This window comes from Dyadobacter arcticus (genome assembly GCF_011762185.1).
GTDB classification, from domain to species: Bacteria; Bacteroidota; Bacteroidia; order Cytophagales; family Spirosomataceae; genus Dyadobacter; species Dyadobacter arcticus.
In genome coordinates this window covers 362,441-377,773 of record NZ_JAASQJ010000002.1, presented here as the reverse complement: position 1 = coordinate 377,773, position 15,333 = coordinate 362,441, and the positions used below count along the sequence as shown (strand labels likewise).

At 46.0% G+C, this 15,333-nt stretch carries 9 protein-coding genes and 1 pseudogene; all 10 read left to right on the top strand.

Annotation, left to right across the window (positions count from 1 at the left end):
- Positions 1-213 precede the first annotated feature (213 nt).
- Positions 214-1,221, top strand: a complete 1,008-nt coding sequence (locus FHS68_RS09250; protein WP_167269365.1) for a glycosyltransferase family 4 protein — start codon at positions 214-216, stop codon at positions 1,219-1,221.
- Positions 1,193-2,515 carry a glycosyltransferase family 4 protein gene (locus FHS68_RS09245; RefSeq protein ID WP_167269363.1) on the top strand — a complete coding sequence of 441 codons (1,323 nt, stop codon included), beginning with the start codon at positions 1,193-1,195 and terminating at the stop codon, positions 2,513-2,515. Before FHS68_RS09250 ends, FHS68_RS09245 begins: the two co-directional genes overlap by 29 nt.
- A complete protein-coding gene (locus FHS68_RS09240) occupies positions 2,502-3,083 on the top strand; it encodes a D-glycero-alpha-D-manno-heptose-1,7-bisphosphate 7-phosphatase (RefSeq protein WP_167269362.1) in 582 nt (193 codons plus the stop codon). The genes FHS68_RS09245 and FHS68_RS09240 overlap by 14 nt, the downstream gene beginning before the upstream one ends.
- On the top strand, positions 3,076-4,155 hold the full coding sequence (locus FHS68_RS09235) for a glycosyltransferase family 9 protein (protein ID WP_167269360.1): 1,080 nt from the start codon (positions 3,076-3,078) through the stop codon (positions 4,153-4,155). The genes FHS68_RS09240 and FHS68_RS09235 overlap by 8 nt, the downstream gene beginning before the upstream one ends.
- Before the next feature lie 232 nt (positions 4,156-4,387).
- Positions 4,388-7,531, top strand: coding sequence for a SusC/RagA family TonB-linked outer membrane protein (locus FHS68_RS09230; protein ID WP_167269358.1), 3,144 nt, complete (start codon positions 4,388-4,390; stop codon positions 7,529-7,531).
- Between the two features lie 28 nt (positions 7,532-7,559).
- Positions 7,560-9,101 (top strand): RagB/SusD family nutrient uptake outer membrane protein, encoded by a 1,542-nt coding sequence (locus FHS68_RS09225; RefSeq protein WP_167269356.1) that lies wholly within the window; start codon positions 7,560-7,562, stop codon positions 9,099-9,101.
- 148 nt (positions 9,102-9,249) lie between these two features.
- A complete protein-coding gene (locus tag FHS68_RS09220) occupies positions 9,250-12,681 on the top strand; it encodes a VCBS repeat-containing protein (protein WP_167269354.1) in 3,432 nt (1,143 codons plus the stop codon).
- A gap of 8 nt (positions 12,682-12,689) precedes the next feature.
- On the top strand, positions 12,690-13,742 hold the full coding sequence (locus FHS68_RS09215; protein WP_374757504.1) for a glycoside hydrolase family 43 protein: 1,053 nt from the start codon (positions 12,690-12,692) through the stop codon (positions 13,740-13,742).
- A gap of 87 nt (positions 13,743-13,829) precedes the next feature.
- Positions 13,830-14,918, top strand: coding sequence for a Gfo/Idh/MocA family protein (locus tag FHS68_RS09210; RefSeq protein ID WP_167269350.1), 1,089 nt, complete (start codon positions 13,830-13,832; stop codon positions 14,916-14,918).
- A gap of 137 nt (positions 14,919-15,055) precedes the next feature.
- A pseudogene (locus FHS68_RS09205) lies at positions 15,056-15,322 on the top strand (alpha/beta hydrolase-fold protein); the annotation flags it as partial.
- Positions 15,323-15,333 lie beyond the last annotated feature (11 nt).

The window sequence follows — 15,333 nt, the reverse complement described above, 5'->3', positions numbered from 1 at the left end:
AACCGGTAGTCACATTTCGGGAATATCATCAACTGGGGATATTCTTCCATGCCCAACATTTTGTGCATGAGAGGGTTATACGTCGTCTTTCGGGATGTTTAGCTACTTCTTTTCGTAAATTTTGTAAAAGCCTGACTGCCAGGGAAGCGTTTTGTGTGGAATGGCACTGTTTTTTACTGGCGGCGTTCTGTCTTGGGCAAAACCGCTGGAATTATGGATGAAACTGACATTGAAAAAAAGAGGCTGAAAATATTTACATGGCATATTCACGGGAGTTATCTGTACTATCTCTCGCAAGGCAATTATGATATCTTCATACCTGTTACAAACCGCAAATCGGAGGGTTATTATGGCCGCGGGGAGACTTTCCCTTTCGGCCCTAATGTGATTGAGGTTCCCGCTGAACAAGTCAGGAATATGCAGTTCGATTGCATTCTTTTTCAATCAGAGAAAAACTATCTGATTGATCAGCATGAAATCCTTGCCGACTGGCAAAGACAACTTCCACGCATATACGTAGAGCACAATACGCCGGAAAAACATCCAACCAACACGCGTCATGTGATGACGGATCCGGAGGTTACGATGGTTCATGTAACACATTTCAACAAACTAATGTGGGATAGTGGTGGAATCCCAAGGGTCTACGTCATCGAGCATGGCGTGTGCATCCCGCCTGTTTCCTATCAGGGAGACATCCCGCGGGGCATTGTGGTGATCAATCACATTGAACAGCGGGGCAGGATCACCGGCTGGGACGTGTTCGAGGAAGTCAGGAGACATGTTCCCCTGGACCTTGTGGGAATGGGAACTTCGGAATCCGGCGGGCTTGGGGAGGTACTCAATCCGCAGCTGCCTGAATTCATCAGTCACTACCGCTTTTTCTTCAATCCGATCCGGTATACCAGTTTTGGTCTGGCCGTTTGTGAAGCGATGATGACGGGTATGCCGGTCGTTGCGCTTGCAACCACGGAATATGTGACCGTGATTAAAGATGGGGAATCCGGATTTATTGATACAAATATTGAAAATCTGATCAATCAAATGAACGCCCTCATTTCTGACCCTGCCAAGGCGCAGCGAATGGGCGAAAATGCAAAAAAGGTGGCTCTGGAAAAATTTGGTATCGACCGCTTCACAGACGATTGGGAAACCATTTTCAGAAAAACGATTCAATTGAACTTCCATGAATATGAAAAAAAGGATAGCATTTATCAGTGAACATGCATCGCCCCTGGCAGTCCTGGGCGGTGTAGACAGCGGAGGACAGAATGTATATGTGGCCGAAATCTGTAAATCGCTGACCCAATTGGGTTATTTGATAGATGTTTTTACAAGACGCGACGATGAATCCCTGCCGCAGGTCGTTTGCTGGCTGCCCAATATCCGGGTCGTGCATTTGGATGCAGGTCCGGCCAGGGAGGTTCCAAAAGAGGCATTGTTGGGCTATATGGAAGAATTTACAGGGAGCATGATCCATTTTATCCATCAATATCAGCTCGATTATGATCTAGTTCACGCTAATTTTTTTATGTCCGGACTGGTTGCCTCGGGAATAAAAAAACGACTGGGGATTCCATACGTGATCACATTTCACGCACTAGGCAAGATCCGGATGATCCATCAGAAGGAAAAAGATGCATTTCCCGCAGAGCGATTGGACATTGAACAAATGCTTGTGAATGATGCCGACTTCATTATTGCCGAATGTCCGCAGGATAAGCAGGACCTGATCCAACATTATCACGCAAACCCGTCACGCATCACCATAATCCCGTGCGGATTTAGTTCGGAGGAATTTTATCCTTATTCCAAGGTGAAAGCAAGACAGCGGCTTGGACTGAAAATGGACGAAGTGGTTTTGTTGCAACTGGGCAGGGTAGTACCCAGAAAAGGCATTGATAATGTGATCCGCGCCATGCGGTTCCTCAAAAACATTCCAAGAATCAAACTTTTGGTCGTAGGAGGCTCAGAAGAAAAACCTGATTTTGCAAAGGATGCTGAACTCAGACGACTAAAAGACATAGCCGAATTAGAGGAAGTTTCAGCAGCTGTGGAGTTTGTTGGTCGCCGGAACAGACAACAGTTAAGATATTACTACCAGGCAGCGGACTTTTTTATTTCAACGCCTTGGTACGAACCGTTCGGCATCACGCCATTGGAAGCGATGGCGTGCGGAACGCCGGTAGTGGGGTCTGATGTGGGAGGGATTAAATATACTGTTTTAGATGGGAAAACGGGTTTCCTGGTACCGCCCCACAATCCAAAAGCCCTGGCAGAAGCATTGATGGAAGGCGTTTCCTGTCCTGAGAAATACCGCCAGTTATGCCAGAACGCATTGAAACATGTGAACGAAAATTTTACCTGGGAGTATGTTGCCGAAAAGGCACATCAGCTTTATGATAAGGTTACCAGCCGCACTCAAATAAAGCCGGTTTACCTGTTACATGTAGAACAATCGAAGAAATTGCGGAAACACCAGGGTTCTAACACCGTCACATATGCTATACCCTGAGGCACCGCCGACAAAGGCGATATTTTTGGACAAGGATGGTACACTTGTCAAGGATGTACCCTATAATGTTGACCCTGAGCAGGTTATTTTCGAATCAGACGTTTTAGAGGGGCTCAGGACATTGCAGGAAGACGGTTACCGGCTGGCCATCATTTCCAATCAGCCGGGTCTGTCAATGGGTAAGTTTACCCAGGAGCAGATGGACAATTTGATTGACTATTTCAATGCTGTTTTCGAGGAAAACGAACTGGAACTTTCCGGATTTTATTACTGTCCGCATGCACCGGCTGAGCCGGGAAGTTCTTGCGAATGCCGTAAACCTGAGCCTGGATTGCTGCTTCATGCAGCAAAGGAATTGTATATTGATCTTACCCAATCCTGGATGATCGGTGATATACTGAATGATGTTGAAGCAGGAAACCGTGCCGGATGCCGGACTGTCCTGATTGATAATGGAAATGAAACCGAATGGGTTAAAGGTAAATACCGGGACCCGGAATACACGGCACGGGACTTTATGGATGCCGCAGATTACATTACCACTAAGACCATAGCAGCCGATGCCTGACCGGGAATTCCGAAACGTGTTGTGCATACGTGCCGATAATATGGGCGATGTGCTCATGGCATCTCCGGCCATAAGGGCATTAAAAGAATCGTTTGGAAGCCGCATTACCCTGCTCACATCAAAAGCCGGGTCACTGATTTCGCCCTATTTGGACTGTATCGACGACACCATTGTCTTCAATTTGCCCTGGGTTCAGAGTACTGGTTGCGAAAGTGACGCACTGATAGCGCTGGCGGCAGATATTAAAAATAGAAAGTTTGATGCGGCGATCATTTTTACCGTGTACAGTCAAAGTGCGCTACCCGCCGCCACGCTCGCATTCATGGCGGGAATACCTATGCGGGTAGCATACGCGCGTGAAAATCCATATCAATTACTGACCAATTGGGTGGTCGATCCCGAACCTTATGAGCAAATACGCCATCAGGTGGAGCGGGACCTTAACCTGGTGGCCCAGCTGGGAGCATTGCCTGCAAATGACCATTTAAGACTGCAAATCAATGCTGCCGAAGAAACTTCATTTCTTCAAAAAATGGAATCCCTGGGGATTGACGCAGGGCAGCCCTACCTGATTTTTCATCCAGGAGTTTCTGATAAAAAAAGAGAATATCCAACTGAATATTGGGTTGAAGCAGGCAGGCTCGTTGCAGAAAAATATAAAATCCCAATTCTCATTACCGGATCTGAACCAGAAAAGACACTTGCAGAAACCATTGCAAATGGTATCGCAAAGTCGGCCACATCGGTGGGGGCCATATCTATGGCGGGAATTTTTTCGGTGGGGGAATTTGCTTGCTTGATTGATAAAGCACTCTGCGTTGTCTCAGTAAATACCGGCACAATCCATATCGCCGCTGCCATGCAAACGCCGGTTGCCGTTCTATATGCTCAAACTAACCCGCAGCATACGCCTTGGAAATCGCCTCACCGCATACTCCCATATTCGGTTTCAAAGCATTTGAATAGTCTCAATGTGATTATCAAGTATGTCACCGATCGTCTTTACGCGGAGGACATTCCAACCCCAACTCCCGCGCATATCCTGTTAGCATTGGATGGTTTGATTGGATAATGGACAAGTCTTCATGATTATAAAAAAATATTTCATCAAAAATTGATATTTTAGTTAAGTGTACTATTGACATATATTCAAAATGTGATACATTTGTTAAATAGGATTGATCTGGTGATTAATTGGATATAATCCTCGTATTTCATTTTGGCTGTATTTTGTTTCGGTCTCCCGCTGGGGAGGAATTTTGCGCTGTTCAACAAGTGTCATTTTAACATTTAACTGAAAATCTATGATGAGTCGATTACAAATTTTTTCCTATCTCAGAGGAAGCTGGTTTAGCGGGTCCCTTGCATTACTGCTGCTGTCATTGCAGGTGGTTTATGCCGGGACAATCGCAGAACAACAGGTTGCTGGGAAAGTTACAGCCGACAATGGAGAGGCCTTGCCGGGTGTGAACGTTACGTTGAAAGGAAGTAGTGTGGGAACGACCACGGACACAAAAGGAGAGTATGCACTCAGTGTGCCTTCTGAAAGCAGCGTCCTCGTATTCAGCTTTATTGGATATGCCAGGCAAGAAGTTGCTGTGGGTACCAAAACCCGGATAGATATTAAGCTATCCGCTGAAGACCAGGCTTTGGAAGAAATGGTCGTGATTGGTTATGGTACCCAAAAGAAATCCTCTCTTACGGGGGCGGTTTCTTCGGTTTCACCAAAAGAACTTACCGCATTACCGGTGATCAGTGCAGAGCAGGCTTTGCAGGGGCGGGTTCCTGGCGTTAGGGTTGTCAATAACGGTAGCCCGGGACAATCGCCTATTGTACGTATAAGGGGTATCGGTTCTATCAATTACGCTTCCGGACCACTTTACGTGATCGATGGGATTCCAGCAGGCGACCTGAACAACCTGGATCCAAAGGACATTGAATCATTAGAAGTTTTAAAAGATGCGAGTTCCGCAGCCATTTATGGTTCGAGGGCGTCTAACGGAGTAATTATCATTACAACCAAAAAGGGATCAAAAGATGGGAAACTGCATGTGAACCTGGATACCTACTTTGGAACCCAATCGGCCTGGAAAAAGCTGGATGTTCTGAATACAGATCAATATGTACAGTACGCGAGGGCACTCCTCGGCAATGCAGGCATTGCAATGCCAGGCAGACTTTCGGATCTGAACCAACCGACTTATGCGGGCTCCCCGCAGACTTTCGCGCAAACCAATACCAATTGGCAGGATGTAATGTTCCGCAGCGCGCCAATCCAGCAGCACCAGATATCTGTTTCCGGCGGTAATAGCGTTTCGCGTTTCTTTACCTCTGCTGGCTATTTTGATCAGGAAGGTATTATAATCGGGACTAATTACAAACGTGCAAATGTTCGTCTTAACTCTGATCATCAGGTGACCAAATTCCTGAGCATTGGACAGACTTTGACTGTATCTTACGACAAATCCCGCGGAGAGCAGGGTTTTGGCGGAGGCCGTACTGCGGTGATGCAAATGATCAGGAACCTGCCTTACTGGCCTGTTACTGATCCGACTAAACCCGGCGGTTATAGCTCGCCAACAGCAGCCGATGGAAGTGACCCGGATAATCCGGTTCGTATTGCATTGATGGACGTTACCCGAAATCAACGTCTGAAATTGCTGGGGTCTATTTTTGCTGAGGTAAAAATTGCCAGCTTCCTGAAATATCGTTTCAGTTTTGGGGCGGATGTTGTATCAAATAGGACGACTAATCAGTTCCCGATTTATAATGATGGTTTCAAATCGCGCACCCAATATGAGATCAGGGACAGCCGTACCAGTTATTTCTCGCCGGTACTGACCAATCAGCTGACTTTTGAGAAAACTTTTGGCAAACACCTGCTGAATGTTACTGCGATTGTGGATAAGCAAACTTTCCGTGCCAATACTTTGAACGGATCAGGATACCGACCAAATAATGACATCGATGAATTGCAAGGGGTGTCTAATCCAAGTGCTACCAGTTCGCTGGACGAAAGCTCGCTAATTTCATATGTGGGACGTTTGAACTACGAATATGCCGGAAAATACCTGTTGAGTGGCTCGATACGCCGGGATGGTTCTTCCCGCTTTGCACCGGGCAACAAATGGGGTACATTCCCGTCGCTTTCGGTAGGATGGCGCATCAGCGAGGAGGAGTTCCTGAAATCAGTACCGCAGATCTCCGAACTTAAACTCCGCGCCAGCTACGGGCAAACCGGCTTTAATGGAATCGGAAGCTATGCATGGCAGGCGCTCGTTTCTGCTGATAACAGTAATTATGTTTTCGGTGGCAATAAGGTTTTGGGTTCGTATTTCAGTTCCCTCGCCAATACGCAATTGAAATGGGAAAGCACCACGATGACAAACCTTGGAATTGATCTGGCTCTGTTCAATAACAGCGTAACATTCACTGCCGAGACTTACAATAGGAATACCGACGGGTTATTGCTGCAGGTACCGATCCCTAATTCAGTGGGTTATTCGTCGTCACCGCTTTCCAATATCGGAAGCATGAAAAACTGGGGCTACGAATTCCAATTGGGTTACAGTAAGAATGACGGTGACTTCAAGTGGAACGCGTCTGCGAATCTGGATATAACCAGGAACAAAGTATTGAGCCTTGCTACACCGAGTGCCACCCTTTTCTCAGGCGCCAATTCGGATTTCGGAGGTTTTGATATAACCAAAACAGAAGCAGGACAGCCTATCCAATCCTTTTTTGGATGGCAGGTGGACGGTATCTTCCAAAACCAGGCGGAAATCAATGCAGCCAATGCATTGGATGGGAATGACAAAACCAAGTATCAGGATCAGGCAGCACCGGGAGACATCAAGTTCAAGGATTTGAATGGCGATGGCAAAATCGATGCTTCCGACCGCGCTTACAATGGTAGTTTTATACCAAAATTCAGCTATGGTGCTAACCTTGGTGGAAACTATAAAAACTTTGATTTCACATTGTATCTGCAAGGGGTACAGGGTAACAAGATCTACAACGGAACAAAAGTGATCGAGCAGGGTATGCTGCGGTTGTTCAATGCCGGTACGGAAGTATTAAATGCATGGACGCCAAGCAATACCAATACCGATGTGCCAAGAGCAATCAGCGGCGACCCGAATAATAACAGCCGATCAAGCGATCGTTTTGTTGAAAGCGGATCGTATATGCGTATCAAAAACATCAGTATTGGATACACCGTACCGACGAAAATCCTCTCGGCATTGACGCAGGAATTCATTACAAAAGCACGGATCTACGTATCTGCGACCAACCTGCTGACGTTCACAAAATACACAGGACTGGATCCTGAAATCGGGGTGAACGGATCGTCTACGGACACGGCAACACAGCTGATCAATGGCATTGATTATGGGATGTATCCTCAGCCAAGAACACTTCAGGTGGGTTTAAGCGTAGGATTTTAACATTGAAACTTTTTAAAAGGAAACTGAAATGAAAAAGAAACTGATCATCATTTACGTCTTTCTATTCGGGATCGTATTTGCCTGTAACGACGATACGCTTGAAAAAACGAACCCCAATGGCGTGACCGTAGAAGGTTACTACAAAAATGGGGCTGAGCTGAACAGCGGTGTCACCAGTGTGTATTCCCTTCTCAAATCCAATAACCTGGTAGCCAGGGAATGGTTTTTCCTCCACGACCTTCGCAGCGATGATGTTGCAGCGGGTGGCGGACAATTGGAAACCCCACGTAACCAATTGTTGCTCGGGACACACGATACCGGAAACTCTGTATTAGGAACGGTGTGGCTTGCCTACTACCGGATGATCCACCGCGCCAACGCGGTTGTGGACAACTCGGAAAAAGTGACGGACCTGGCGGATGCGAACAAAAAGAGGTTGCTTGGAGAAGCGCGTTTTTTAAGGGCTTACTCTTATTATGAGCTGGTTAGCCTTTGGGGCGCGGTGCCGCTTTACAAAAATTATGTCCTGGCTGTCGACGGCAGCTTGCCAAGGTCACCAGCTGAGGAAGTTTACGCTTACGTAATTTCCGAATTGCAGGCGATCCAGGCAGATTTACCAGCAACTTACGATGCGGGTAACCAGGGCCGGGTAACCAAAGGTGCGGCCCAAATGCTGTTGGCAAGGGTTCATTTGCAAAAAGGGGATTATGCCAGTGCGAAAACTGAATTGCTCAAAGTCTACAATGCAGGCGTTTACGGGCTGGTTGATAATTACAACGACAACTTCCTGGAAGAAACCGAGTTCAACAAAGAGTCTATTTTCGAGGTTAATTTCTTTCCATCTGGTGGGGTTTACAACTGGGACGGAGATGGAAACGGCGCAACGGCCGGAACAGAAACCGTTCGTACCCAGGAATATTCGGCAATCGGATGGCGTAATGTGATCCCTTCCAATAGCCTGCTGTCGGAATTTGAAAAAACCACAAAAGGCGATGCCAAGACGGATCCTCGTTACGACGACTCCTTTTATTTCACAGGTGAGAAATACAACAAAGGGGCCAACACGCTGACCGATGGACAGCAAAATGGTAACTCATCGGTGGTAGACGGCGTTACTCAAAAAATAAGCTGGCAAAAATATTCGCTCATGTACAAAATGAACGAATCATTCCTGACCGGGGCTATCAATCAGCGAATTATGCGTTTTGCTGAAACAATCCTGTCGCTTGCCGAAGTGGAAAACGAATTGGGAAATACGGCCGAGGCTGTGAAATACCTGAACATGATCCGCGCGCGCAAAAGCGTCAGCATGCCTGCTTACCCGACAGCAAAGTTCCCTGTCTCAACCAAAGATCAGGTTTTTGCTGCCATTATGCATGAAAAACGGGTTGAACAAAGCGGAGAACAGATCCGGAACCGGGATATCCTGAGATGGAGGAAGTTGAACAAATTCAAAGCGGAACCGTTGAGTTATTTCCAAGCCAACAAACAAGAATTGTTGCCTATTCCACAACAGGAAGTAGATAACAACGCGAAAATCGAGCCGACGGATCAGAATCCGGGGTATTAATGTTCGAATAGGTAAATGAATTGATAACACATCGCCTATTGTCAAACTGAGCGGAGTCGAAGTGCAGGAAGCACAATGCAAAAATGCGTAGTGCCAAGCCAGTAGCGTCCTTCGACTTCGCTCAGGATGACAAATTAGAGCATCCTGTATGTATAAAACTTTCCACGCAAGTTACATTCATATTTTAATTTTACTCTTCCTCCTCTCTTCCTGTCGCAAGAAGCAGGAAACCCTTTTCACTTCCCACACCTCAGACGAAACCGGAATTACTTTTTCCAATACATTAACCCCCAATGATTCGATTAACCCCTTTACTTTTACCAATTTTTATAATGGCGGCGGAGTAGGGGTTGGGGATGTAAACAATGACGGAAATCCGGATATTTTCTTTGGGGGTAACCAGGTAAGCTGCCGGTTGTACCTGAGCAAAATTGATACACTTTCCAAAAAATGGGCATTTGAGGATATCACCGAGGCGGCCGGGGTGAAAACAAACCGTTGGTGCACAGGGATTTCGATGGTAGATATCAATCAGGATGGTTTGCTGGATATTTATGTAAGTGTTGCAAAGCATGTTAAAATGTCCTCGGCTGACCCTTTGGCCACAGAGAATTTGCTTTTTGTAAACCAGGGTTTGGATAAAAATAAAAACCCGAAATTTCAGGAAATGGCGAAAGTGTATGGTTTGAACGACCCATCATTCACAGTGCAAACCGCCTTCTTCGATGCCGATCTGGACGGAGACCTGGATGCTTTTATGATGAATTCTGCACCGGATCTTCAAAATCCCAATTACCTCCGCAAAACTTACAGCGACGGCTCTTATCCAAGTACCGGCAAACTTTACCGCAATGACGGAACTGGTGAAAATGGTATTCCTGTTTTTACCAATATTTCAAAAGAAGCTGATGTGAGGTACGAGGGACTCGGTCTTGGACTCGCAATAAGTGACTTAAATAAAGACGGTTATCCGGACATCTATTGTTCCAATGACTTCATCAGCAGCGATATCCTTTATCTGAATAATGGCATTAAAAACGCCGGAATGCCCGGATTTAACAACGTAATCCGCGAGTCAACTACACACACAAGTTTATACGGCATGGGTCTCGACGTGGCCGATATCAACAATGATACTTACCCGGATATCTTCCAATTGGATATGCTTCCGGAAGACAATTTCCGCCAGAAAAAAATGCTTGCGGGGCAGGATTATGACCGGAAGGAAATGAGCATTTCGGAGCAATATGGTTACCAGCTGCAATACATGCGAAATATGTTGCAGCTGAACCTGGGTGCGAATGGAAATCAAGATGAACTGCCAATGTTCAGTGAAATCGGTTTGCTTGCGGGGATTGCTAAAACCGATTGGAGCTGGGCGCCGCTGATCGCGGATTTTGATAACGACGGACAAAAAGATATTTTCATTACCAATGGATACCGTCGCGACGTAACCGACCGTGATTTTATTCAATTCAAGGAGGATTTTTCAAATTTTGGCACCAATAACTTTAAACAGCAAAATGCATTGGAGCTCATCAAAAAGGTACCCGAGGTGCAGATTGCCAATTATGCCTATAAAAACGCGGGCAACCTCACTTTTTCCAATACTTCCAAAGATTGGGGACTCGATGAGCTTTCCTATTCCAATGGCGCTGCCTATGCTGACCTGGACGGCGACGGCGATTTGGATTTGATCGTTAACAATATTGATTCAGAAGCATTTGTTTATCAGAACCATAGTAGGGAAAAAGGAACATCAAATTTTCTGGGCATTGCATTGGAAGGTATTAAAGGTAACCTGTCCGGAATTGGAAGTAAGGTCACAATCTGGACGGGTAAGGATGCGCAATATGCCGAGTTAAGTGCGGTTCGAGGATTTCAGTCTTCTGTGGATCCGGTGTTGCATTTTGGGCTCGGAAATAAAAAGCAGATTGATAGTCTGGAAGTTGTTTGGCCGGGCGGAAAATCGCAAAAGTTGTACAAAATCGCTGCAAATAAGCACCTTGTTTTAAATCAGAAAAACGCAGATGATTCCGGGAAACCTGTTTTGATCAAACCACAAAAATCCTATTTCACAGACATTACCAAACAGCTTAATCTCGATTTTAAACACACCGAAGGCAATTTTGTAGATTTTAAGCAAACCGCCACAATGCATAAAATGCTTTCCAAAAGCGGCTTTGCCATTGCAACCGGAGATGTGAATGGGGATGGTTTGGAAGATATTTTTGCTGGTGGCAGTTACCGCGGCGGTAAGCCTACGATTTTCCTGCAAAAAGCTGGCGGTACTTTTGAAAAGCGCATGGTTTCGCAGGATTCATTGCATGAAAATGCGGCGGCGGTTTTCCTGGATGCGGATAAGGATGGTGACCTTGATTTGCTGATTTCCAATGGAGGCAACGAGTTACCCGTTACGGAAACAGCATTTTATAAAATCCAACTGTATTTAAATAAAGGCACCGGCAACTTCACTCCGTCGCCAGAAACGGCTTTACCAAAACTCTCATTAAGCAGTTCCTGTATTGCCGCCAATGATTTTGACAAGGACGGTGACTTGGACATTTTCATCGGAGGCCGCAGCATTCCGGGTAGATATCCTTTACCTGCCAGCAGCTACATGCTCAGAAACGACTCGAAAAACGGCCAGCCGCATTTTACCAATGTTACTTCCGAATTTAGCCCTGAGTTGCTCAATGTCGGTCTGGTTTGCAAAGCATTGTGGGCCGATACCAATAAAGATGGGTTCGACGATCTAGTACTTGCGGGCGAGTGGATGCCTATCCGGATTTTTGAAAACAAAAAGGGCAAAGCCTTGCAATCGCAAAAAGCTGAGAATGGGTTAAACCAATTGAAAGGCTGGTGGAACAGCATTGCTTCCGGTGATTTTGATCACGACGGAGATATTGATTTCATTGCAGGAAACGAAGGGTTAAATACTTTTTACCGTGCTTCAGACAAAGAACCGATCAAAATTGTTGCGAAGGATTTCAACGGTGACGGCACTTTTGACCCGCTGATGGGCTATTTTATTCAGGGTAAACGCTACCCGAGCGTTCCCCGCGACGCATTGAACCAGCAGGTGATCCAGTTTCGCAGGAAATTCCCACATTATGCGGATTATGCAGAAGTATCATTCGACGACCTGCTTACCGCCGACGAAACCAAAGACGCATACAGCGCCGAAGCGACTTACCTGCAAAGTGCTTATATTGAAAACACGGGTAATGGAAATTTCAAAGTCCGCGCGCTGCCAGTTGAAGCGCAGAAGGCGCCGGTCTTCGGGATTGTGATCGGGGATGTGAATGCGGATGGCCATAAGGATGTGATACTGACGGGCAATTTCTATCCCAATGAAGTGCATATGGGCAGGCAGGACGCATCCACCGGACTGCTGCTTTTGGGAAATGGCAAAGGAAATTTCACGCCAATACCTTGTGCGAAAAGTGGATTAATGATCCACGGCGACGCCAGAAACAGTATTTTCTTAAATGTTACCAGTAAAGAAAAATGGCTACTAACGGCGGTTAATTCCGGATCGATCCAAATCAACAAACTCAACAACTTCAAATCTAAATAACCAGCTTATTGATGTCCTCACATTACAAAATAGCATTTATCGCAAGCCTTTTCTGCTGTATTTCTTATAATGTGGCTGCCCAATCCAACGCCGCCAAACCGAAACCGCTGGTGAAGGATATTTACACAGCAGATCCGTCGGCGCATGTTTTCGATGGTAAGATTTACATTTATCCATCGCATGATGTAGAATCAAATGTGCCTGAGGATGATGAAGGAGCACATTTTAACATGCGTGATTACCATATTTTCTCAATGGATGATATTAATGGTCCTGCCAAAGACAATGGCGTGGCGCTGGATGTCAAAGATATTCCCTGGGCGGGGCGGCAGCTTTGGGCGCCCGACGCGGCTTTCAAAAATGGCACTTATTATCTCTATTTTCCGGTAAAGGACAAAAAAGATGTTTTCAAAATCGGCGTTGCGACGAGCAAGTCTCCGACCGGTCCTTTCAAAGCTGAGGCAAATCCAATTCCCGGCAGTTACAGCATTGATCCCGCGGTTTTTATGGATAAGGATGGTAAAGCCTATATGTATTTCGGCGGTATCTGGGGCGGGCAATTGCAGCGCTGGCATACCGGCAATTATGATGCAAGCCTGAAAACCGATCTGGGAAAAGGGCATGAAAATGAACCTGCGCTGAACGCAAAAGTGGCCCGGATGAAAGACGATATGTTGGTGTTTGACGAAGCACCAAAAGATGTTATAATCCTGGACGAAAATGGTAAACCATTATTGGCAAGCGACAGCAACCGCCGCTTTTTCGAAGGCGCGTGGATGCACCGGTTTGGCGATAAATATTATTTTTCTTATTCAACCGGCGATACCCATTTGCTGGCCTATGGGGTTAGCAGCTCGCCATACGGGCCTTTCACCTACAAAGGAGTGATCATGAAACCAGTAACGGGCTGGACAACCCATCACTCAATCATTGAGTTTAAAGGGAAATGGTATATTTTTTACCATGACGTGGAGCTATCAGGCAAAACGCATTTGAGGAATATCAAAGTCCGGGAATTGCTTCGTGAAGCAGATGGTTCGATCAAAACGATTGAGCCGTGATTGGAAGGTAAGAAATCGATCGAAATCGATCGAATAGATCTAAATGGTTCAAAAAAAACAGTTAATTCAATCCTTAATCAAAACATTATGTTAATAGAAAGAAGGGATTTCCTATCCACATTGACACTGGCTAGCGCTGCTACATTATTTTCGGGCAATTCATTACTGGCTGCAACGTCACCTAAAAAAGATAAATTGGGTATAGCCCTCGTTGGTCTGGGTTATTACAGCACCGATTTGCTGGCCCCCGCGTTGCAACTGACTGAAAAATGCTTTTTAGCTGGCATTGTCACAGGCACACCGGCAAAAGCCGAGACCTGGAAAGCGAAATACAACATTCCCGAAAAAAACATTTACAACTATCAAAATTTCGATAAGATCGCGGACAACCCGGATATAGACATTGTATATGTAGTCCTGCCTCCGTCCATGCACCGGGAGTTTGTGGTACGGGCGGCAAAGGCAGGTAAACAGGTTTTTTGTGAAAAGCCAATGGCTCCCTCTGTCGCCGACTGCCAGGCCATGATCGCGGCCTGTAAAAGCAATAAAGTAAAGCTTGCGATTGGGTACCGCTGTCAGCACGATCCCAATATCCAGGCCGTGATGAAAGTCGCCAAAGAACAGAAATTTGGTAAAATAAAAATGGTCAACAGCGCCGCAGGATATTTCGATGCGCGTACAGACCATTGGAAACAGAAAAAAGCATTAGGCGGTGGCGTCATGGGCGATATGGGTGTGTACGCATTGCAGGGAGCCAGGCTTGCGACAGGCGAAGAACCTATCAGCGTGTTTGCGCAGGCTTCCACAACAAGGCCGGAAATTTATAAGGAAGTAGAAGAAACCATGATGTTTATGCTCGACTTTCCAAGTGGAGCAAGAGCTGCCTGCCAGACCAGCTTTGGGATCAATATGAATAATTTGCAGGTGAATTATGAAAAGGGCTGGTTAAAACTGGAACCGCAGTCAGGTTACAATGGCAATAAAGGAAGTATGTCTGACGGTACCATCATCAATTTCCCAATCAAAAGTCAGCAGGCTAAGCAAATGGATGAGGATTGTATGGCAATTATGAACAATACCGACATGATCGCACCGGGAGAAGAGGGGCTTCGCGACATTCGGGTTGTGGAAGCGATTTATAAATCAGCAGCGTCAGGCAAGATTGTTAAGATCTAATTCATTCGGGTAAGCTAAAATCAACCGCTAAATTTGCTCAGGAAATCCTGATGGAAATGCCCAAGGGTTTTGATTCTGTCCGGGAAGGCATTGCTGCCGGGAAAATTGATTCAATCCAGTATCGTGCCGCACGGAGAAATATGGGAGCTACCGGCGGCATTGCTGGCTTTAATGAGAATGCATTGAAAATGTTCGAAAATGAGCTGAAACTGGGAGCGATCCCATTCGTAGAAAGCAGCTACCGGGTGGAAACCACTTCTGCTGGCCGCGCGCTGGCAGGGCTTTCGATGGGAGGGTTGCAAACATTGTATGCAGGTGTAAAAAACAATGATATGTTTTCGTATCTGGGTGTATTCAGTTCTGGATGGTTTGCCAACAATACCACGCCGCCTGCCCCGCATTATGAAAAAATCGA

What these genes read in the sequence shown, in the direction of transcription:
- FHS68_RS09235 (WP_167269360.1), top strand. Translation starts at nt 3,076, where the DNA reads ATGCCTGACCGGGAATTCCGAAACGTGTTGTGCATACGTGCCGATAAT.
- FHS68_RS09210 (WP_167269350.1), top strand. Translation starts at nt 13,830, where the DNA reads ATGTTAATAGAAAGAAGGGATTTCCTATCCACATTGACACTGGCTAGC.
- FHS68_RS09245 (WP_167269363.1), top strand. Translation starts at nt 1,193, where the DNA reads ATGAAAAAAAGGATAGCATTTATCAGTGAACATGCATCGCCCCTGGCA.
- FHS68_RS09240 (WP_167269362.1), top strand. Translation starts at nt 2,502, where the DNA reads ATGCTATACCCTGAGGCACCGCCGACAAAGGCGATATTTTTGGACAAG.
- FHS68_RS09250 (WP_167269365.1), top strand. Translation starts at nt 214, where the DNA reads ATGGATGAAACTGACATTGAAAAAAAGAGGCTGAAAATATTTACATGG.
- FHS68_RS09220 (WP_167269354.1), top strand. Translation starts at nt 9,250, where the DNA reads ATGTATAAAACTTTCCACGCAAGTTACATTCATATTTTAATTTTACTC.
- FHS68_RS09225 (WP_167269356.1), top strand. Translation starts at nt 7,560, where the DNA reads ATGAAAAAGAAACTGATCATCATTTACGTCTTTCTATTCGGGATCGTA.
- FHS68_RS09230 (WP_167269358.1), top strand. Translation starts at nt 4,388, where the DNA reads ATGATGAGTCGATTACAAATTTTTTCCTATCTCAGAGGAAGCTGGTTT.